Source organism: Terrimonas pollutisoli (assembly GCF_029360765.1).
Taxonomy (GTDB): Bacteria; Bacteroidota; Bacteroidia; order Chitinophagales; family Chitinophagaceae; genus Terrimonas_B; species Terrimonas_B pollutisoli.
The window spans coordinates 42,358-65,531 of record NZ_JARKNA010000023.1; the positions used below are offsets into that span (position 1 = coordinate 42,358).

Here is a 23,174-nt window from a genome sequence, read left to right on the forward strand (position 1 = left end):
AGGATGTTGTCAAATCTTATTCGCACAGCACAAAACAAAAGTTGATAACGTACCAACGGCATTTATAAATCTTTAGTTCATGATGAAAACCAAATTAGTATTTCTTATTGCGATCCATTTTGTTTTTTGTTCAGTTAATTCACAACAAGCAAAAGCTGATTTAAAGCTTTGGTACAATAAGCCTGCAACTGTATGGGAAGAAGCATTGCCGCTAGGTAACGGGAAAACAGGAGCAATGGTTTTTGGTGGTGTTACAAAAGAAAGATTTCAGTTAAATGATAACACACTATGGTCAGGTGCGCCAAATCCCGGTAATGCACCTGAAGGCCCATCTGTATTACCACAGATAAGGCACCAGGTTTTCGCAGGCAATTACGATGGCGCTGCTACTTTATGGAGAAAACTGCATGGGCCCTATTCTGCACGTTATCTTCCTATGGCTGATCTTTGGTTGAGTTTTCCGGTTAAGGATACTGTAACAAAAAATTATTATCGTGATCTTAATCTTGATAATGCAACGTCAGTTGTAAAATACACTATTGGCGGCACCACTTATCGGCGTGAAATATTTATCAGTCATCCGGATAAAATAATGGTAGTGAGGATAACTGCCGATAAAAGAGGCGCTATAAGTTTTAATACGGCTATTACAAGCAAATTAAAATATAAGACATCTGCTGTTGATAATAATTATTTAGTGTTGCGCGGAAAGGCTCCGAAGTTTGTAGCCAACCGGGAGGCCGAGCCACAACAGGTAGTATATGATGAAGATCCTAATGGCGAGGGAATGAATTTTGAAGTGCATGTAAAACTAATAATGGAAGGTGGTACCATCAAACAGCAAAATGATCAGTTGATCGTAACGGATGCAAATACAGTTACTATTTATTTGTCTGGGGCAACAAGTTTCAATGGTTTTAATAAATCACCCGGTAAAGAAGGTAAAGATCCATCTATAGAAGCTAAAGCGAATTTGCAAAAAGCAATTGCAAAGCCCTACGCCCAGTTAAGAAAAAACCATATTACGGATTATCAATCTTTGTTTCATCGTGTGTCGCTGGATTTGGGCGCCGATCCTTCACTGCTAAAATTACCAACGGATCAACGTCTACTGGCATTTACAAAAGGCCCGGGTGACAATCATCTTGCTATGTTGTATTACCAGTTTGGCCGTTATTTGATGATCGCTGGTTCAAGGCCGGGTTCACGGCCTACTAATCTGCAGGGTATCTGGAATGATCATGTACAACCGCCATGGGGCAGCAATTATACCACCAATATCAATACGGAAATGAACTACTGGCTGGCGGAGAATGCCAATCTTTCAGAATGTCATCAGCCTTTATTTGATTTCATGAAAGAACTGGCTGTAAACGGTGCGGTGACAGCAAAAACAAATTACAATATCAATGAAGGTTGGGTAACGCACCATAATTCCGACCTCTGGGCAAAAACATCACCCCCCGGCGGACAGGGATGGTATGATCCCAAAGCTATGCCACGCTGGAGTTGCTGGCCGATGGCTGCAGGCTGGTTCAGCACGCATGTCTGGGAACATTATTTATTTACCGGGGATCAGAAATTTTTAAGAGAAGAAGGATATCCTTTAATGAAAGGTGCTGCACAATTTCTTTTGCATTGGTTGATTGAGGATCCGAAATCAGGATATCTTGTCACCAACCCATCTACATCGCCGGAAAATACGATCAAGATAAAAGGAAAAGAATATCAATTGAGCATGGCAACTACGATGGATATGTCCATCATCCGTGAATTGTTTACAGCTGTTATCAAATCAGCTGATATTTTAAAGATTGATACAGCGTTTAAGAATAACCTGGTAAAAGCAAAAGAAAAATTATATCCTTATCATATCGGACAATATGGACAATTGCAGGAATGGTTCAATGATTGGGATGATCCGAATGATAAGCATCGTCATCTCTCGCATTTATTCGGATTGTATCCCGGGAGCCAGATTTCGGTAAGTACAACACCTGAACTGGCGGCGGCAGCCAAACAATCTTTGATTCATCGTGGCGATGTAAGTACAGGATGGTCTATGGCCTGGAAAATAAACTGGTGGGCAAGATTGCAGGATGGTGATCATGCCTATAAAATTTTAAGCGCCGCATTCGCTTACATTCACCCAACTGAAGTAAGGGAAACAATGGGTGGGGGTGGTACCTATCCGAATTTATTTGATGCACATCCGCCCTTCCAGATAGATGGGAACTTTGGCGCCACAGCAGGTATAACAGAGATGTTTCTGCAAAGCCATGAAGGTGAACTTTCTCTTTTGCCTGCTTTACCTGCTGTCTGGAAAAAAGGATCTATAAAAGGAATAAAAGCCCGCGGCAATTTTAAAGTTGATATTACCTGGGACAATGGAAAATTAAAACAGGCAAAAATAGTTTCAGGCAATGGGGGCAATTGTCGTTTACATTGTTTGCAGCCTGTGAAAGTAGTTGAAGTAAAAACAAGTACTGCGTCAGGAGTGAATCCGAATCCCTTGTTTACTGTGTATGGTGAACCGCCGTATAAAAAAAATGCGGATGCGAAGCTGGTTGAAGTAAATCAGTCAAAAGGATATACTATTGATTTTAAAACACAGAAAGGTAAATTATATACGATCGTTCCATTATAAAAAAATAGTTATGCAGTATAACAGGTTATTGATTTTTCTTTTTTTATGCTTAGCAAATTTCATTGTAAAAGGACAGGATTTGCAATGGACCGAAATTGCTTCAGGAATATGGAAAGGCGTTGTTGGAAAACCTGAAGCTTATGATTTGATAAAAGCATCCGGGGCTGCACCCAACAAGGAAGCATTAATAAAATTGGGTGCTGTTGCTTTTCCGCTTGCTCAAAATGATATTGTCGGAACGATCAGCGATGGAAAAACATTGTTGCGTTTCCCTTTGGAAAAAGAAGAACAACTTTATGGATTTGGATTGAATTTTCAAACCGTGCATCAAAGAGGAAAGATCTTGCAATTGCATATGGATCATTACGGTGGTAAGGACAACGGCCGTACCCATGCACCTGTTCCATTTTATGTTTCTTCAAAAGGATATGGTGTCTTCATCAATTCCGCACGATATATCAATGTATATGCCGGTTCAGGTGTAAGAAAAGACAGTAAGAATCCACCGGTAGAAAAAGACCGCAATACGGATAAAAGCTGGAGCTCACGTCCTTATTCCGATGCAGTAGAAATAGTAGTACCAGCCGCGGGAACAGAGGTATATGTATTTGCCGGGCCGACAACGCTTGATGCGGTGCGACGGTTTAATTTATTAAATGGTGGTGGTGTATTGCCACCCCGGTGGGGTTTAGGGTTTACTCAACGTGTCAAATCATTATTTACGGCGGATGAAGTAGAAAAAGAAGCGAATGATTTTGCGGAAAAGGGATACCCGTTAGATTTTATTGGTTTGGAGCCTGGTTGGCAAAGCAAAGCCTATCCTGGTACGTTTGAATGGGATAAAAACCGTTATCCGGAGCCCGCAGCGTTTGTAAAAAAAATGATGGATAAAAATATCCGCCTGAATTTGTGGATCAATCCTTATGTATCGAAGCAAGCTTCGTTTTATAAAAGCATTACACCTTATACCGGTTCGCATACCGTATGGGTTGGTGAAGTGCCCGACCTTACTATTGCCGAAGCAAGAAATATTTTCTTCGGGCAGTTGCAAAAAGACCAGGTTGATATTGGTATAAGCGGATACAAGATTGATGAAGTAGATGGTTATGATTATTACCTCTGGCCGGATGCAGCAACATTTCCGTCAGGAATAAGCGCTGAACAAATGCGGCAAACCTATGGAGTATTGGCCATGCGCTACAGTGCGGAAATGTATCATCAGCGTAATCAAAGGACATACGGATTGGTTCGTGCATCCAATGCAGGCGCTGTTTCTTTTCCTTATGTGGTTTACAATGATTATTATAATCATGAAGATTTTATTACTGCTCTTATCAATAGCGGATATGCCGGTGTATTATGGACACCTGAAGCAAGAGCATCCAAAACTGCTGAAGAATGGCTACGTCGGTTTCAAACAGTTATTTTTTCCCCGATGGCGATGATCAATGCATGGTCGAGCGGAACAAAACCCTGGTCATATCCGGAAGTAGCGGATCAGATAAAAGAACTCGCTTTATTGCGTATGCAGATGATGCCTTACTGGTATACTGAATTTGCTAAGTATCATTTTGAAGGTACTCCGCCGTTCAGAGGTATGTCTTTGGAAACAGGATTCAAACAGGAAGTAAGGAAAGAAGCCGGTAGCGACAACCTTGAAGAAAATCCTTATGCGGAAGCAACAAGTAAGGAAATCAAGGATCAATATATGGCCGGGGAGTATTTATTGGTTGCTCCTGTATTTACCGGACAAACGACAAGAAAAGTCGTGTTGCCAAAAGGCAAATGGTATGATTTCTATACAGGCGTTTATGCGGGAGATGGAGAAGTAATAACAGTTACACCGGGCCTGAATAAAATTCCTGTTTATGTAAAAGATGGTGCGATCATTCCAATGATGCCGCCTTTATTACATGCGCCAAAAACAGGAGAGAAAGTAGACCTTGAAATAAGACACTATGGTGAAAAGCCCGGAACGTATTTATTGTACGATGATGATGGGGAAACATTTAATTATGAAAAAGGAGAATACAGTTGGCGGGAAATAAAAACAGAGAAAGATAAAAAAGGAAAATGGAGGGGAACAATATCAGCGGCAGAAAAAGGAAAACCTAATACGATCGGTAAAGTAAGCTGGAAGTTCATGAACCCCAAGCCCCTAAAAGGGAGTAATTGAGTCAATATGAGAATCATTCTTTTTTTAATAAGCATCACGTTGAGTTCTTGTTCTGCCCAGAGAATGAGTAGTAAAACCAATTCATCTTTTAGTGATGTAGTAAAGGAAGTGCTTCGCAAGCAAATAATGGAAAAAGCTGCGTGGGCATTAGATCAACAACCTGTTACTGTTACAGCGCAAAGCTCGCCGCGGAGTGCAGGTGGAAAGCATGATTTTTTTTCAGAAGGAGATTACTGGTGGCCTAACCCTGTAAGTGTTGATAGTCCTTATATACAAAAAGACGGAATGACCAATCCGGATAATTTTGTGGCGCATCGCCATGCAATGATACGTTTGAGTCAAATCGTTGGTGCGTTGGCCTCCGCTTATAAATTAACCGGGGATGAAAAATATGTACAGCATGCGTTAAAGCATTGTTTAGCATGGTTTGCTGACAAAGAAACCATGATGAATCCAAACCTCTTGTATGCTCAGGCGATTAAAGGCCGTTTCACCGGCAGAGGCATTGGTATTATCGATACGATCCATTTTATAGAAGTAGTGCAGGGTTTGCTCGTTATGGAAAATGCGAAAGGGATTAATAAAGATGCATTAACAGCGATCAGGAGTTGGTTTGAACAATATCTGGAATGGTTGACAACACATAAGTATGGTAAGGATGAAATGAATGCGGAAAACAACCACGGTACTTGTTGGGTAATGCAGATAGCGGCATTTGCCAAATTCACCGGTAATCAACAGGTATTAAAATTTTGCAGCGACAGGTATAAAACTGTTTTACTACCCAATCAAATGGCCGTTGATGGCAGTTTCCCAAGAGAAATAAGAAGAACAAAGCCTTATGGTTATTCCATTTTCAATCTGGATGCCATGGCAATGGTTTGCCAGATAGTGTCGACAAAGGAAGATAATCTTTGGACTTATCAAACTGCTGATGGAAAATCAATTAAAAAAGGTATCGAATATCTGTATCCGTTTGTTGCGGATAAAAAGAAATGGCCGCATAAGCAGGATGTGATGTATTGGGAAAACTGGCCGGTAGCGCAACCTTTTTTAGTGTTTGGGGCCAATGCATTTAATAATAAACAATGGCTAAATACCTGGAAAGCTTTGGATCACGAACCGAAAGTGGAGGAGGTGATAAGGAATTTGCCGGTGAGGAATCTGTTGATCTGGATAAACTGAAGGGAACGCAGATGGTTATGATTTTTAAGGTAAACGCGGATAGTTATAATCAATGTCAACCATCATGATAATCAGCGTTCAAATGTGCCAGAAATGAAAAACAGGTAGTTTATTTTAGAATGGAAAAGCTGGAAGTGCAATTAATCTCTTTAGGTAAATAAATAACTGAAATGAATAAACAAATAATCGGAAGTATAATAGTAGTATGTACATGGATATGTGCCGGCTGTGCGCAGCATATCAAATTGACAAAAGTATTTGCTGATGCGGAAAAACAAACCGAAGTAATGTTGCAGGAAATTCCGAAAGCAACTACTACCAGCGACGACCAGTTTTCACCCAGGACATTGCATAATGGCGGCCAGCTAAGATTGGTAGCTTCCCGTGACTGGACCAGCGGTTTCTTTCCCGGCGTACTTTGGTTGCTGAATGAATATACAGGTAAGCAAGCGTGGAAATCGCAGGCGCAGGCATTTACCGCTAAAATGGAAAGAGAAAAAGCGAATGGCTTTACACATGATATGGGATTTAAGATTTATTGCAGTTACGGAACAGGATACCATTTAACGAATGATCCCGCTTATCGTGAAATTATTATTCAATCCGCGAAGACATTAATCACACGCTTTCGTCCTGTTACGGGAACTATCCGTTCATGGGATCATAGTACGGATAAATGGGCCTTCCCGGTGATCATTGATAATATGATGAATCTTGAATTATTATTCGTTGCTACACAACTTACAGGGGATTCATCTTTTTATAAAGTGGCGGTAACACATGCGAACACAACGATGAAAAATCATTTTCGTCCGGATAATAGTTCTTATCATGTAATAGAATACGATACACTGACAGGTAAAGTAGTAAAAAAGAATACGCACCAGGGTTATGCGCATGAATCAGCCTGGAGTCGCGGGCAGGCCTGGGGTTTGTATGGTTATACCATGTGTTACCGGTTTACAAGAGATGTAAAATATTTAGAGCAGGCGGAGAAGGTCGCGGCATTTATGCTGAATCATCCCAACATGCCAAAGGATTTTGTTCCTTACTGGGATTATAATGCGCCCAATATTCCCAACGAAGAAAGAGATGCGTCCGCTGCAGCGGTACTGGCTTCCGGATTGTATGAGCTAAGCCTGTACAGCAAAAATTCAAAGTATTATAGAGCGACAGCTAGGAAAATTGTGGAGTCATTGACAAATAATTATCGTTCAGCAGTTGGGGAAAATAAAGGATTTATTCTTTTGCATAGTACCGGCTCTAAACCGGGTAAAAGTGAGGTGGATGTACCGTTAAGCTATGCGGATTATTATTACCTGGAAGCCTTGCTGCGTTCTAAAAAGTTGAAGGAGAAGAAAAGTTTGTTTTAGTATGTAGTTGGGAACACAGGTAACTATTAAAAATAAGAGAGCATGAAAAAATATTTAATAGGCATTTTGCTTACCGTTTTTTTTATTCCGGGAAAACTTTTGGCAAGAACGATTACCGTATCGTCGATCACCGAGCTTCAAGAGGCGATCAATAATGCAAGGCCGGGAGATAATATTTTTCTGAAAAGCGGAGTATATGCCACCACTGCTGACATTGTCATTAACAAAACGGGAACAAAATCCCAGCCGATAACAATCGCTACGCAGGATGCTGGCAATACCGAAATCACAGGAAGCGGTGGGTTTAGTCTGGTAAGCCCGGCGGCTTATATTATTATCCGTGGGTTTAAATTTACCCATGCTGCCGGAAGAGCAAGATTAAATACAGGCACAAGCTTTTGCGAGTGGACGCATAATGTTTTTGAAACACCCGGAACCGGCGATTATCTCACTGTTGCAGGCAGCGATCATCAAATTGATTTTAATACGTTTCAGAATAAAGATTCATTGGGAAAATTTATTGCTATAAAAGGCACGGGCAGCCAGATAGCGGAAAGGCTCCGGATACATCATAACTATTTCAGAAAGCATAGGAACCAGGGCGGCCGTAATGGCGCCGAAGCCTTGCAATTTGGATTAAGCGGTTTTAGCCTTTCATCCGGCAACAGCATTGTAGAGTATAATTTATTTGAAGATTGCGCCGGTGAAAACGAATTAATTTCCGTGAAAGCATCCAAAGTAACACTGCGGTATAATACCATTCGTAATTGTCCGGCTCAATTCACCCTGCGGCATGGTAATTTCAACGAGGTATATGGTAATTATTTTAATAATACGCCAGGCCTTCGCATCTTTGGCGATGACCATATCATTCACAGCAATTACTTTGAAAACTGTAGTATTGCTATCAATATTGGTAATGGCGGCGCTGAGGTAGCAGATGGAGCACCGCTTACTTCGCATGATCGTCCTGATCGTGTATTGATTGCTTTTAATACATTGATCAATAATAAAACCAATATCGTACAAACTGCCAGAAACAATGGTTTGGGTTCTACGTTTATTACGGTTGCCAATAACATTGTACAAGGGGGGGATGCTGCCGCAAGTATTGTCGGCCCTGCTTCCAATCATTTATGGGAGGGTAATATCATTTTTAATATAAATGGCGCCGGCGATATGCCCGCAGGAACTTACAAAATAACAGACCCGAAATTAATAAAGGATGCATCCGGAGCATTTCACCTGCAAAAGAATAGCCCCGCTATCAATGCTGTAAGAAAGGAATATCCGGCTATTCAAACAGATATGGATGGGCAAGCGAGAAAATCAAAATTGGATATCGGTGCGGATGAATTTTCCAATGAAACAATAAAGACAAGAATATTAAATCCCCCGGATGTGGGAGCGGAAAGGTGAGCCGTCAGTCAAATAGCGGACAACCCTGACAGGCAGCTCTTCGTCAAGCTCAGGGCGGTTGCCAAAATAGATGAATAGAAAGCGAGTTATCGGGAAAAAAACGGCGACAATAATTGGTTAATTGCAGCTATTAACCGTACTGATTTCTTTATTCAACGAGCTTATTTAAACATATGAAATGAGCCATAAAAATTTTCGGGTAATTTATACCAACTGCGATGAAAATTTTTATGGCGAATTACATGTGACCCAAAAGCATTAAAAATTAACACATGAAAAAAGTCTTTTCTATAATTGTATTGTGTAGTTATTCTCTTCTTCAATTGAACGCACAAACCAGTGCAAAGGATGACCGGATGGAATGGTGGCGGGAAGCCCGGCTGGGTATGTTTATTCATTGGGGGGTGTACGCCGTTCCTGCGGGAACTTATAAAGGACAAAAGATCAACCGCATTGGTGAATGGATCATGAACCGGGGAAAAATTCCGGTGACAGAATATCAGCAATTCGCTAAAGATTTCAATCCTGTCAAATATGATCCCGATGCATGGGTAAGAATGGCGAAAGATGCCGGCATGAAATACATTGTGATCACTTCCAAACACCATGATGGATTTGCTTTATTTGATTCCAAAGCCAGTGAATGGGATATAGCAGATGCTACGCCTTATAAAAAAGATCTGCTGAAGCCATTGGCGGAAGCTTGTCGTAAGCATGGAATCAAACTTGGGTTTTATTATTCACATGCGCAGGACTGGAACAATCCCGGTGGGGCTGCTGCACGCAAAGTAGCGAGTGAAGGATGGGCGAATCCTGACTCAGCGAAAATTGATGCGTATACAGAAGCGCATAGCGGGCATTGGGATCCGGCGCAAACGACAAAAACAATGGCGCAATATATTGATGAAGTAGCCGTACCGCAGGTAAAGGAACTACTGACCAACTACGGTGATGTAGCTGTTCTTTGGTGGGATACACCAACCGGTATGACAGATGAGTATGCCGAAAAATTAAATGCGCTATTAAAAATGCAACCCAATATTATCACTAATGATCGGTTGAAACGGCCCAATTATCCCGGTGATTACAAAACGCCTGAACAAAGAATACCTGACCTTAGCGAACTGGATGGAAAGGATTGGGAAACCTGCATGACGATGAATGAAACATGGGGATATAAAAGTTATGCGCATAACTGGAAAAGCCTAAAAACACTTATTCAAAATACAGTTGATATTGCTTCAAAAGGTGGTAATTATTTATTGAATGTAGGGCCGAAGGCAGATGGAACTATTCCGCAGGAAAGCATCGATTTGTTGAAAGGCATGGGGCAATGGATGAAAGTAAATGGTGAATCTATTTATGGTACAAAGGCAAGTCCGCTCGGATTATACCCCTGGGGCCGTTGCACTAAAAAAGAAAAAGGCGATAACACCATACTTTATTTTTCTGTGTTTGAATGGCCAAAGGATAGTAAGCTTTCTATATCGGGGTTGAAAAATGAAATCATCAGCGCCAAATTGATGGCCAACAACGCAACATTGAAAACAGAAACAACTAATGATGGTCTTGTGATCAATCTGCCGGGAAATGCATTGGATCCGAATGCAACTGTCATTAAAGTTGAAGTAAAGGGAATAGTAACAGGTGGATTAATAAAGCCAAAAGACAAAATGAAAGCAGGTGAACTGGACTGATCAATCCTAATTTTTTAAAATGATTTCGTATAAAAAAATAGTACTCTCATTTGCAGCCATTACGGGTTGTTTTGCCTTGCATGCAAAAGATGTAAATATAAAAGATCACGGAGCAGTAGGCGATGGGAAAACAATGAATACGGTCTTTTTGCAAAAAGCGATTGAAGAATGCAATGCAAGCGGAGGCGGTAAAGTTATTTTTCCGGAAGGAATTTACCTGTCCGGTACTATTGCCATGAAAGATAATGTGACCTTGCATTTTGAGAAAGGATCCCGTTTGATGGGAAGCACAAACATTGAAGATTATAGGAATCTTGACCCTTTTACCGAAGGCCTTGGCATTGATGTTGGGTGGGCATTATTGGTAGCTATTGATCTTAAAAATATTGGAATTGAAGGGGAAGGTGCCATTGATGGGCAAGGCTCCAAACTGAAAGCGGAACATATATTAAAAGATACAAGACCGGAAGGGCAGCGCTGGGGGCGCCGTCCTTTTTTAGTGAGGATTGTCAGGTGTAATGGTGTTACTGTTAAAGATGTGACATTGAATTATGCAGCAGCATGGACATCACATTATTTTCAATCCAGGAATATTCAAATTGAAAATGTAAAGATTGTAAGTGTGGGTGTAGCGCACAACGATGGTATTGGTATTGACGGCTGCCAGGATGTTCGTATCAGAAATTGTGATGTAGTAAGCGGTGATGATGCATTGGTTTTTAAAACAACATCGAGTAAAATGACCTGCAAGAATATTGTGGTCAGCGGTATGCGATTAAAGAGCCACCAGGCAGGTATAAAGATGGGGACTGAATCCATGGCGGCTTTTGAAGATATTATAATATCCGATTGCCATATTTACGATACAAGAAACGGCGGGATCAAATTATTTTCTGTTGATGGGGCTCATTTGCGCAATGTAGAAATTTCAAGCATTACCATGTCTGAAGTAAGAACACCCATGATCTTTCGGTTGGGCTCAAGATTGAATGTGTTCCGTAAAGGACAGGATACAAAACAACCAACAGGGGTATTTGAAAATGTAGTCATCAGAAATGTAAAAGCAAAAGCTGCGGACACTGCACAGTTACAACCGCCTACCGGTATTCTGATCACCGGTGTACCGGGTCATTATATTACCAATCTTACGTTGGAAAATATTGAAATAGATCTTTTTGGGACGGGAACTGCTGAAGATTCAAGACATGTGGTACCGGAAGCGATTGATCAATATCCGGAAGTAAAAACATTTGGCCCTGTTATACCTTCTTATGGTGTATGGGCAAGGCACGTAAAAGGGTTGAAGTTGAAAAATGTAAACTTTCGTTTGAAAAATAATGATCTGCGTCCTGCTTTTATTTGTGAGGATGGAAAGGATATTGAAATTTCAAACTGGGATATACCTGCTACCAGTGGCGCTCAATCAATCATCCGTTTAGAAGATGTAGAAGGAGCAGTTATCAATAGTAATAAGATAAAAGGGACCGCAGCTGCTTTTGTAAGAGTTGAAGGAACAAGTAGCAAAACAGTGAAGTTGCTGAAAAACCAAACTCCTGGCATCAAAAAGAAAATTGAAACAGTGGCTGCAGTAAAACGTGAGGTTGGAGCAGCTGATTAAGAATAACCTATCAAAGTGCGAAGAACAAGAAGTTATTCCCAATTGTATGAACGATCAGGTAAGCAAACTTTAACAAATATTGGCTATAAATTGAGCGATTTAAGTGAATCATAATATGCACAAAACCGATTGTAATATGCGACGCATTTTTGTAAAACCACTCTTAATAATGTCTCTTACTTTGTTGAGACCATGTATTGATTTTGCCCAATCAAAAAATGAAAGTTCAGATCTCAAGACCTGGCCCAAGGGGACATCACCCCGGGAAATAGGTATAAGAGTAGCGGAACGTTTTATTGCAACTCCGCATACAAATTTCAACAGGCCTACGCCACCCAGGGTGATCACCTATCCTGAAACATGCACATGGTATGGCGCATTGACATTTGCAAAAGAAACAGGGAATAAAAAATTAACACAACAGTTGGCCCAACGATTTGAACCATTATTGGGTAGCCGCGATACATTGATCCCGGTACCTGATCATGTGGACTATACAGTGTTTGGTTCGGTGCCGCTTGAGCTGTATATGCAAACCAAAGACGAAAAATATCTAAAACTCGGTAAGCATATTGCCGATAAACAATGGGGTCCGCCTGAAGGCTCAAGGGTAAAGCCCGAATCGTGGTATTATTATAATAAAGGAATGACCTGGCAAACAAGAATGTGGATCGACGATATGTTTATGATCACAGCGGTACAATCGCAGGCTTACCGGGCAACAAAAGATACGGCTTATATTAATCGTGCGGCGAGAGAAATGGTCTTATATCTTGACTCATTGCAACAACCCAACGGGCTTTTTTATCATGCACCGGATGTTCCTTTCTTCTGGGCAAGAGGTGACGGGTGGATGGCCGTAGGTATGAGTGAACTGTTGCGGTCTTTACCCAAAAATAATCCTGATCGTCCACGTATTATGAAAGGATATAAAATGATGATGGCGACACTGCTTAAGCACCAGGCTGAAGATGGTATGTGGCGTCAATTGATCGATGATCCTGCATCGTGGAAAGAAACTTCCAGCACCGGTATGTTCACCTTCGCTTTTATCACCGGTGTAAAAGAAGGCTGGCTGGATAAAAAAACATATGCACCCGCTGCACGTAAGGCATGGATGACGCTTATTACCTACCTCAACGACAAAGCGGAAATCAGCGAAGTATGTGAAGGAACCAACAAGAAAAATGACCGGCAATATTATCTTGATCGCAAAAGGAATGTAGGCGATCTGCATGGACAGGCGCCGGTATTGTGGTGCGCAACAGCATTGCTGAGAAAATAATAACCGGTGGTTATCTTTTACGTGGATAAAAGCAACACATCATTCTCATATTTTTCAATCAGAACATAAAGCAGGGACTTTTGCCGTGCCAAACCAGTTTAAATAATTGGCAAACTATTCAGCTATTTTGGCAAAGCTTTCCGTGTGTTCCAATTTGCCGGAACATTACATCAAGGATTTAATGTGAAGCATGGTGCCAATAATAATTGTGGCCGGAATTCTCATTTTAAATCAGCCTGTGTTCTCACGAAACAGTTGATTTTGGGAATACGGTAACGATTGCGTAGAAAGAGGGATGGTATTTGATGATGATGGTATATTTTACGTTTGCTTAAATCAATTGAGGGTTTATAGTCAGCCGTTTTAAAAATGGTTGAAAAGCATTCAGCAATTACAAGCTGACTCTAAATATTCAGTGATTAAGCTGTATTTACCATTCATCTAATAACTAAAACTGCTTGCCATGCTTCGAAAACCCCTACAAGGGATAGTGCTGCTTAAAAGCGCTTCCTTAGTTTTTTCCCTTCTTTTTTTCAGTTCAATTGTATTTGCTCAAAGTATATCTGTCGGGGGCAAAGTATTATCATCTAAGGAAAGCGGTCCTTTGGCCGGCGTATCTGTTACCATAAAGGGCTCACCTGAGGGTACTACCACTGATGATAAAGGCAATTTTCAAATTTCTGTTCCCGGCAGTACCGCTATACTGGTATTTAGTTACCAGGGTTATTTGTCGCAGGAAGTTACTGTGGCAAACCGTACCTCTTTTACCATCGGGTTGGAAGAGAATATTAAAAAACTGGATGAAGTGATAGTAGTGGGTTATGGGCAACAAAAGAGAAGAGACATTACCGGCGCTATATCTTCTGTAGCTTCTAATGCTCTTAGGGAAGTGCCGGTAAATAGCCCCGGACAGGCATTGCAGGGCCGTGTGGCTGGTTTATATGCAGTAACTCAAGGCTATAGTCCGGGCGCCGATGTTACCATACGTATCCGTGGTAACCGTTCTTTTTCTGCCGGCAACGACCCGCTGTATGTAGTGGACGGTATTCCTATATCCGGTGGCCTGAATGATATAAACCCCAATGATATTGAATCAATGGAAGTATTGAAGGATGCATCGGCAACAGCTATCTATGGTTCCAGGGGCGCTAACGGTGTAATCCTTATTACTACCCGGCGTGGCAAAACAGGGGTGCCAATAGTTACTTACGATGCGTATATAGGTGTGGTAAAAACTCTTGGAACGGCAGATATTTTCAATGGCGCGGAATTCGCAGAGTATAAAAGAGAATCACGCCGTACCAGTGGTAAGTATAAAGATTCCAATAAGGATTCGTCCGACAAGGCATTGTTTGAACCGGTTGAACTAAAATCAATAGAGCTGGGCCGATATACCGATTACCAGGATTTAATGCTGGAAGACGGTGTTCAGCAAAGCCACCAGCTTGGTGTATATGGGGGCGGGGAACAAACAAAATATGGTATCAGCATTGGTTACTTTAACGATAAAGGCGTTGTGCCGGTACAAGATTTTACCCGCTATACTTTGCGCCTGAATATAGACCAGCAGATTGGTAAAAGAATAAAGGTTGGATCTTCCATTTTAGGCACATATAGCACCAGGAACGGAGCCAACCTGAACCCTATTGATGATGCCCTTGCCGAAAACCCATTGGGAGTACCTTATGATTCTGCAGGCAATCTTATTTTTCTGCCTACCACGGATGGCCTTCGTACCAACCCGCTTTCAGAATTAGTAGAAGGAGCACAGGTTGATAAAAATAAACGCTTCCGGTTATTTGCCTCGTTATATGGTGAAATAGAAATATTGAAAGGCCTTAAGTACCGGATAAACTTTGGCCCGGATATAATACAAAACCGGAATGGGAGATATATCGGCAAATTTACCAATGACCGGCGTGGCGGCGACGCTACTGCCAGCACCTCCGAAGATTTTGTTTTTGCCTACACACTGGAAAACATTATTACCTATAACAAAATATTCAACAGAAAACATGCACTCAATTTTACAGGTTTGTATGGTGTGCAAACCCGGGAACAGGAGGGTACAAACAATGGCGTACAGAATGTACCTATCCAGGATATGCAGTATTACAACCTCGGCGCAGCGCCGATCATAACAGGCGTAGGTAGTTTTTTTGAAAAATGGACCATCCTGTCTTATATGGCCCGTATCAATTATGTGTTCAATGATAAATACCTGCTTACTGTTACCGGCAGGTCTGATGGGTCTTCACGATTTGCCTCCGGTCAGAAATGGGGTTTCTTTCCATCTGTAGCGATTGGCTGGAATATGGCGAATGAAAATTTTCTTTCCAATAGCAATATAATAAGCAACCTGAAACTACGGGCCAGTTATGGGGAAACTGCCAATACAGGCATCAATCCTTATCAAACATTAGGAGGCCTGGGCCGAACAACTTACGCATTTGATAATACAGCGGCATACGGTTACCGTCCCGTTACCATTCCCAACCACAACCTGAAATGGGAGTCAACAGGCTCTTTCAACGCAGGTATTGATTTTGGTCTTTTTAATAACCGCATAACAGGATCTGTAGAAGTGTACCGGCAAAATACCCACGATTTATTAATGCAGCGGCAATTGCCCATTACTGGTGGTTATGGTAGTATTTTGGAAAATATAGGTTCTACCCGCAATACAGGATATGAAGTAACAATATCAACTGTCAACATAAAACATAAAAACACGGAAGGCGGATTTAGCTGGAGTACGGATTTGAATTTTTTCCAAAATAAAGAAGAGATCGTAGAATTGTTTGGCGGAAAAAAAGATGACATTGGAAATGGATGGTTTATCGGCCAGCCATTAAGTGTAATATATGATTATGAAAAAATTGGCATCTGGCAAACCGCAGAAAAAAATGCGGCACAACTGTTTTCCCAAAAGCCAGGGCAGATAAAAATTAAAGACCAAAACAGTGATGGTTTTATTAATGCAAGCGACCGTGTTATTTTAGGATCCAATGTCCCGAAATTTTCGGGCGGTATTACCAACCGCTTTTCGTATAAAGGATTCGATCTTGCCATATTTATATTTGCAAGGTTTGGTAATAAAATTACAAGTGGTTTTCACAATGGCGCCTGGATGCAATTGCAGGGCAGATACAATAATCTGAAGGTAGATTACTGGACAGAAACAAATCCTACTAATAATTATCCCCGTCCCGATGAAAATTCTGAAAGACCCATTTATAATTCAACCCTGCAATATTTTGACGGCTCGTTTATAAAAATCAGGAATATTAATATTGGATACAACCTGCCCGAACGTTTTGTAAATAAAATAGGGATAAAAGGTTTACGGTTTTATGCATCAGCACAGCAGCCATTGATTTTTGCTCCTTACAGGCAGAAAGAAAAAGGAATAGACCCGGAGTACCCCACCGCTAATACACCGGCTACCTCCATGTATTCCTTTGGTTTCAATGCAAAATTTTAATCGCAAAAAAAATGAAATGAGACATAAAATTTTTCGAGCTATTATATCAACAGCGACCTGCCTGCCGGCAGGCAGGTGAAAATTTTATATCGAATTCCATAGCCTGTACCGAAACATTTCGGGATGGCAGAAAAACAAAAAAATATACAAATGAAAAAGTTTTTAATTTATATCATACCCGCCCTTCTGTTTACCTCCTGCAACAAAATGCTGAAAGAAGAAGTGCATTCACAATCACCGCTGGAATACATGAAAACAGTAAATGGTTTTGAGGACGGAGTTAAGGCAGCCTACTCATCTCTCCGCAATTTTTATGCAACAGAAAGAGGAATGTCGCTTACTGTTTTTGGTACAGATACCTATACCATGGGGGCTGATGGCTCTTTCAAATTCGTAAACCAATATACCCCGGGATTGGATGCCCGGGTATCTATTATCAGGGAAATATGGAATGAATTTTATTTAGCCATCAACGCCTGTAATATGATTGTGGACATTGCCCCGGAAGTAGCAGGATTAGCGGAGAAAACAAAAAATATCCGGGTAGCCGAGGCTAAATTTTTACGGGCACATTACTTTTTTGTACTCGCCCAAATGTTTGGCCCTATCCCTTTGCCATTAAAAGGCAATACTGCTGTAACTACAGAAGCCAACCGTGAGTCATTGGATAAAGTATATCCGGCTATTATCGCCGACCTGGAAGCCGCACTTCCAAATTTAGAAGTAAAACCCACCGACTATGGACGGGCTACCAAAGCAGCAGCCGAACATTTATTGGCAAAAGTTTATCTTACCAAAGCCACCTCTGTTGCCAAACAGGCTACAGACTATGGCAATGCCTTACTGTACGCAAAAAATGTAATAACCAACTATACACATAAATTGCTGCCAGATTTTGCAAGGGTGTTTGAACAGGGCAGCGGTGAAAAAAATGATGAAGTTATCTGGGCGGTACAATACACCAATGATGTACGTACCAATAGCACGGGTAATAACGCCCATGTTTTTTTCCTGATGGAATATGATGTATTGCCGGGAATGCAAAGAGATGTGGCCAATGGCCGCCCTTTTAAACGTTTCAGGCCTACAAAATTCACATTGGATTCAATATTTAAAGACAGGGTTAATGATGCCCGGTACGAAAAAAGTTTTAAGCATGTATTTTATTCCAATAACGCAGCCACCATTCCAAAGGATGCCAGCGGAAATCCAAAGTACAGGGTAGGCGACACCTGTATCTGGCTGCCTGGTGTAGAATTACCTGCGGCCGAGATCAACAGCAAACCTTATGCGGTTTATCCGCCCAGTAAATACACGGCCAAAATCTACCCTTCACTGATTAAATTCCTCGATCCTTTGCGCCCCGACAGAACAACTTTTGAAGGCTCCCGTGACTATCTGGCTTTCCGCCTGGCCGAAACTTATTTGATTGCAGCAGAAGCTGCCATGTATAGCGGCGATAATGTAGCAGCGGCTGATTTTATTAATGCAGTACGATGGAGAGCTGCCCGGGTTACTCCAGATGCTGTGCTGAATGCTGCATACAGAACGGCAATGACAGCAACCCCGGATATGATGAGTATTGATTTCATCCTGGATGAAAGGGGCCGTGAATTATTAGGTGAGCAGGACAGATGGTTCGACCTGGTACGTACCGGCAAACTGATAGAGAGAGTAACTAAGTGGAACACGGATGCGGCGGCAAATATCAAAGACTTTCATGTGTTGCGGCCCATTCCGCAAGAACAGATTGACAGAACAACAAATGTTTTTCCGCAAAATACAGGGTACTGATTATTAAAATTTAAGAATAAAAAACCGATGGAAGGGGGCTTATTCCAAAGCCTCTTTCTATTTATAAAAACTAAAAACAGGTATTGATGAAAAGAAATATTTTATGTGCTGTTCTTTCTTTTTTCAGCACTGGTTTGTTGATGGCGCAATCACCCGAAAAAGGCTGGCATAATCTTTTTAATGGAAAAGATCTGACTGGCTGGAAAAGGCTTGGCGGTACTGCTGATTTCAGCATTGAAGATGGCGTTATTGTTGGACGGACCGTAATGAATTCAAGAAACACTTTCCTGGTTACTGAAAAGGAGTATGCAGATTTTATTCTTGAAGCAGATGTTTTTGTGGAAGATGAAGAAGGAAATGCAGGTTTGCAAACACGCAGCCATTTCAATCCTGATGCTTTTGACGGGCAGGGCCGTGTGTATGGCCGGCAATGTGAAATAGATCCAACGCCCCGCAGGTGGACCGGAGGTATTTATGATGAAGGAAGACGGGAATGGCTTTATCCCATGCAATTGAATGCCCGTGCACAACATGCTTACAGGAAAGGGGAGTACAATCATTTTAGAATAGAATGCGTCGGCAATGAAATGAAGACATGGGTGAATGGAATGGCAACCGCTTATGTGGTGGATACAATAGATGCAAAAGGGTTTATAGGATTACAGGTACATGGCATTAAAACAGCCGACCATGCAGGAAAAAAAGTTTGTTACAAAAATGTCCGTATCAAAACAACGGGCCTGGTACCAACCCCGTTTCCTTCCAATGTGTATGTTTCTAATTTTGCTGTTAACAGTTTAACAGCTTATGAAAAGAAAGATGGCTGGCATTTGCTATTTGACGGAAAAACAAACAAGGGATGGAAAAGTGCAAAAGGCAAAGTGTTTCCGGAAAAAGGATGGGTGATTGATAACGGAGTTCTCTCCGTGACCGGTGCAGAAGGTAAGGAGGCAACAAACGGCGGCGATATTGTTACCACCGGACAGTTTGCTGCATTTGACTTATCTTTTGAATTTAAACTTACTCCCGGCGCTAACAGCGGCATAAAATATTTTGTTACGCTGGCCGAAGCAAGCAGCGGTTCAGCGATAGGATTAGAGTACCAGGTATTGGATGATACGTTGCACCCTGATGCCAAATTGGGCCGTGATGGTAACCGCACATTGGCATCTTTGTACGATTTGATAAAAGCGGAAAAGCAAAAAAGATTTTTACGGCCAATTGGTCAATGGAATTTCGGAAGAGTTATCGTTTATCCAAACGATAAAGTGGAACATTATCTTAACGGCGTAAAGGTTTTAGAATATATACGGAGTTCAAAAGCATACAAAGACCTTGTTGCTATCAGTAAGTATGTAGTTTGGAAAAATTTTGGCGAAGCGCCGAAAGGTCATATCCTGCTACAGGATCACGGCGATGCTGTTTCGTACAGGAGTATTAAAATAAAAGAGCTGAAATAGAGAATGTGGAAATGTGAAAATTAAAAGAGTTTGCTGAAGAGAAGCATAAGATAGGCCGATAAAAATGGAATAAATGTTCAATGTTCAATTTTCAACGATCAATGATCAATTGTCTTGCTTTTAGAAGAGTCTTTGTCCCCTACCCGGAGGAGCAAGCCATCCGAACACAGCCCTTACTCTTTGGAGAGGCAGATAAGATAGATGCTCTTCGAAAGTGATGAGTAGAGGGCCTCATCCCGACCTTCTCCCAAGGAGAAGGCCATCCATTCACAGCCCTCGCTTTTCGGAGTGGCTGAAAGAAATAGTGCTCTCCGAAAATGGAGAGTAGAGAACTGAAGTTGATGTGGTAGATGTATTGTTTGGATTTGCAATGTAGCGCCGTCCCTTCTCCTTGGGAGAAGGGAAAGAGGGAAGAGGCCGAGTAGCGAACGGAACGATGAAGTGTGCGACGCAAGGAACGATGAGCAGAATTACTAAAGCTGGAAACATAAATTTTTTTAAAGTAAATAAATCATCATGTCAAATTCACGCAGAAATTTTATTAAACAGTCGGCAAAAGCCTCTGCTGCCGTTTATGCAGCTGCTATGGGTTTCAGTGCAAAAAGCTATGCCAATATCATCGGCGCTAATGATCGTGTAAGAGTTGGTGTCGTAGGTTTTTCCGACCGGCATAAGAGTTCGCATATGCCTTGTTTTATGAATCACTACAAGGAATTGAATTTTGATTTAGTCGCCGTATCAGATATATGGAAAAAACGAAGGGAAGAAGGCGCGGCCGCCTGGAAAGAAAAAATGGGACATGATATTGCTATCTGTCGCAACAATGAAGAGATGTATGATAAAAAATTAGTGGATGCTGTATTTATCGGCACGGCTGATTTTCAACATGCATTGCATGCAACAGAAGCAGTGAAAGCGGGTTGTGATGCATACGTAGAAAAGCCATTTGCAGAAACAATGGAAGATAACCGGGCCGCATTGAAAGCGATCAGGGCAACGGATAGAATTATACAAATAGGATCGCAAAGAAGAAGCGGCGCAAATTATCATGCGGCGAATGAATTTATACGTTCAGGAAAGTTTGGCCCTGTCACGATGGTTGAACTAACATGGAACGTGAATCAACCGGGTCGCTGGCGCAGACCTGCATTGCTCAGTCAATTAAAAGAAGAAGATACGGATTGGAAACGTTTTTTAATGAACCGGCCCAATGATTCATTTGATGTAAGAAAATATTTAGAGTATCGTTTGTTCTGGCCTTATTCATCCGGTTTACCGGGGCAATGGATGAGTCACCAGATAGATACCGTTCATTGGTTCAGTGGGTATAATCACCCCAGATCTGTAGTAGCTAACGGGGGAATATACATGTGGAAAGACGGAAGAAAGAATTGGGATACGATCACCGCTGTGTTTGATTATGGCCCTGCGAATGATCCATCAACCGGTTTCCAGGTTACATTTGGTTCACGCATGCACAACGGCGATGAAAAGCCGGCGGAGATCTATTATTCCAATGGTGGTGAATTAAACCTGAACACGAATATGGTTTCATCAAAGGGTGGTTTGACAAAAAGATTTGCGGATGATATGAGTATGCAACCCAATTTATTAAAGGAGCAAACTTTATCCGCTACGGAAGCAGTGATTGCTTCTGCCAATACAGGCGGCGATAAACTTACTTCAAACCATGTTCGCAACTGGATGGAATGTATCCGCAGCCGCAAACAAACGAATGCACCGGTTGAAGCAGGATATAGTCATTCCATTGCTACCATCATGACGAATGCCGCGGCACACACAGGAGCTAAAGTGACATTTGATGAAAAAACGCAGGAAGTAATGGCGAATGGTAAAGTTTTTAAGTATTAATATGCAATAAGCAACCAGCAATGGGCAATATGCAATGTTCAATGTTTCAATATTTAATGTTCAATGCTCAACAGTCAATGTTCAATTCCTTATTATGCGTAAACTATTTTTGATCGCTATCTTATCAGGATTATCTTTCGCTGCTCTTTCCCAGACAAAAGGGTTTGAAATAACCGAGAGACCGGATAAGAAACAGGTTGATATTTTATATAACAATAAACTACTTACCGCTTATTGTTATTACGATTCCAGCAGGAAGCCTTTTCTTTTCCCTGTCAATACGGTAGATGGAATTACAGTTACAAGGGGCTATCCTTTTCATCCTGTGGCGGGTGAAAGAACCGATCATCCGCATCATACCGGTATTTGGTTGAACTATGAATCGGTAAACGGCCTTGACTTTTGGAACAATTCAACAGCTATCGCACCGGAAAAAAGAGGTCATTATGGCAGCATTGTTCATCAGAAAGTGATCAATAAAAAAACAGATGTTACTAACGCATCGCTTACTACCGCTGCCACATGGATACGACCTGATGGTAAAGTGTTATTGAGTGAGGAAACTGTTTTCAATTTCAGCGTACAGGGGAATAATTTTATCATTGACCGCAGTACTACATTGACGGCGGCGGATATACCTGTAGTTTTTAAAGACGTGAAGGATGGCATGTTTGCGATACGTGTGGCGAGAGAACTCGAGCTTCCATCGAAAGAGGCATCCAGCTATATTGATGACCAGGGAAATGTTACAAAGGTGCCGGCCTCTGGTAATAATGTTACCGGCATGTATTACAGCAGTAGCGGATTAAAAGGTGATTCGGTGTGGAGCAGTAAAGGACCATGGGCTATGCTCGCAGGGAAAAAGCAAGGAAAGGATATTACGATAGGTATCATCGATCATCCGACTAATGTCGGCTATCCTGCCTACTGGCATGCGAGAGGATATGGATTATTTTCCATTAATCCGCTGGGAAGAAAAATATTCAGCAATGGAAAAGAGGAACTTAATTTTTCATTGGCGCCGGGGAAATCAACAACTTTCAGGTACCGGGCAGTGATACATTCCGGCCCTGTGTTGACAAGCGACCAGATGAATAAGCTGGTTGATGAGTTTGCTAAAGAAAAATAAAGAAATAATATCCCGCAAAGATGCAAAGACCACAA

At 41.5% G+C, this 23,174-nt stretch carries 13 protein-coding genes; all 13 read left to right on the plus strand.

Going from position 1 to position 23,174, the window contains the following annotated elements; all coding sequences use genetic code 11:
• Positions 1 to 79 precede the first annotated feature (79 nt).
• Entirely contained in the window at positions 80 to 2,647 is a 2,568-nt protein-coding gene (locus P2W73_RS23795; protein ID WP_276504604.1) for a glycoside hydrolase family 95 protein, read from the plus strand.
• Positions 2,648 to 2,657: 10 nt separating this feature from the next.
• Positions 2,658 to 4,823, plus strand: coding sequence for a glycoside hydrolase family 31 protein (locus tag P2W73_RS23800; RefSeq protein WP_276504605.1), 2,166 nt, complete (start codon positions 2,658 to 2,660; stop codon positions 4,821 to 4,823).
• A gap of 6 nt (positions 4,824 to 4,829) precedes the next feature.
• Positions 4,830 to 6,008, plus strand: a complete 1,179-nt coding sequence (locus P2W73_RS23805) for an alginate lyase family protein (protein WP_276504606.1) — start codon at positions 4,830 to 4,832, stop codon at positions 6,006 to 6,008.
• 170 nt (positions 6,009 to 6,178) lie between these two features.
• Positions 6,179 to 7,381, plus strand: coding sequence for a glycoside hydrolase family 88 protein (locus tag P2W73_RS23810; protein WP_276504607.1), 1,203 nt, complete (start codon positions 6,179 to 6,181; stop codon positions 7,379 to 7,381).
• Positions 7,382 to 7,423: 42 nt separating this feature from the next.
• Positions 7,424 to 8,800 carry a polysaccharide lyase 6 family protein gene (locus P2W73_RS23815; protein WP_276504608.1) on the plus strand — a complete coding sequence of 459 codons (1,377 nt, stop codon included), beginning with the start codon at positions 7,424 to 7,426 and terminating at the stop codon, positions 8,798 to 8,800.
• A 272-nt stretch (positions 8,801 to 9,072) separates the two neighbouring features.
• Entirely contained in the window at positions 9,073 to 10,497 is a 1,425-nt protein-coding gene (locus tag P2W73_RS23820; protein ID WP_276504609.1) for an alpha-L-fucosidase, read from the plus strand.
• Between the two features lie 19 nt (positions 10,498 to 10,516).
• Complete coding sequence (locus P2W73_RS23825; protein WP_276504610.1) at positions 10,517 to 12,115, plus strand: glycoside hydrolase family 28 protein; 1,599 nt, start codon at positions 10,517 to 10,519, stop codon at positions 12,113 to 12,115.
• A gap of 136 nt (positions 12,116 to 12,251) precedes the next feature.
• Positions 12,252 to 13,400: a glycoside hydrolase family 88/105 protein gene (locus tag P2W73_RS23830; protein WP_276504611.1), complete on the plus strand. Its 1,149-nt coding sequence runs from the start codon at positions 12,252 to 12,254 to the stop codon at positions 13,398 to 13,400.
• 463 nt (positions 13,401 to 13,863) lie between these two features.
• Entirely contained in the window at positions 13,864 to 16,884 is a 3,021-nt protein-coding gene (locus P2W73_RS23835) for a SusC/RagA family TonB-linked outer membrane protein (protein ID WP_276504612.1), read from the plus strand.
• Positions 16,885 to 17,034: 150 nt separating this feature from the next.
• Positions 17,035 to 18,678 carry a RagB/SusD family nutrient uptake outer membrane protein gene (locus P2W73_RS23840; protein WP_276504613.1) on the plus strand — a complete coding sequence of 548 codons (1,644 nt, stop codon included), beginning with the start codon at positions 17,035 to 17,037 and terminating at the stop codon, positions 18,676 to 18,678.
• A gap of 86 nt (positions 18,679 to 18,764) precedes the next feature.
• Positions 18,765 to 20,138: a 3-keto-disaccharide hydrolase gene (locus P2W73_RS23845; RefSeq protein WP_276504614.1), complete on the plus strand. Its 1,374-nt coding sequence runs from the start codon at positions 18,765 to 18,767 to the stop codon at positions 20,136 to 20,138.
• A 516-nt stretch (positions 20,139 to 20,654) separates the two neighbouring features.
• The gene (locus P2W73_RS23850) at positions 20,655 to 22,010 is read left to right on the plus strand and encodes a Gfo/Idh/MocA family protein (RefSeq protein ID WP_276504615.1); all 1,356 of its coding nucleotides are present in this window, start codon (positions 20,655 to 20,657) and stop codon (positions 22,008 to 22,010) included.
• Between the two features lie 94 nt (positions 22,011 to 22,104).
• A complete protein-coding gene (locus tag P2W73_RS23855) occupies positions 22,105 to 23,139 on the plus strand; it encodes a DUF6807 domain-containing protein (RefSeq protein WP_276504616.1) in 1,035 nt (344 codons plus the stop codon).
• The last annotated feature ends 35 nt before the right edge of the window (positions 23,140 to 23,174 follow it).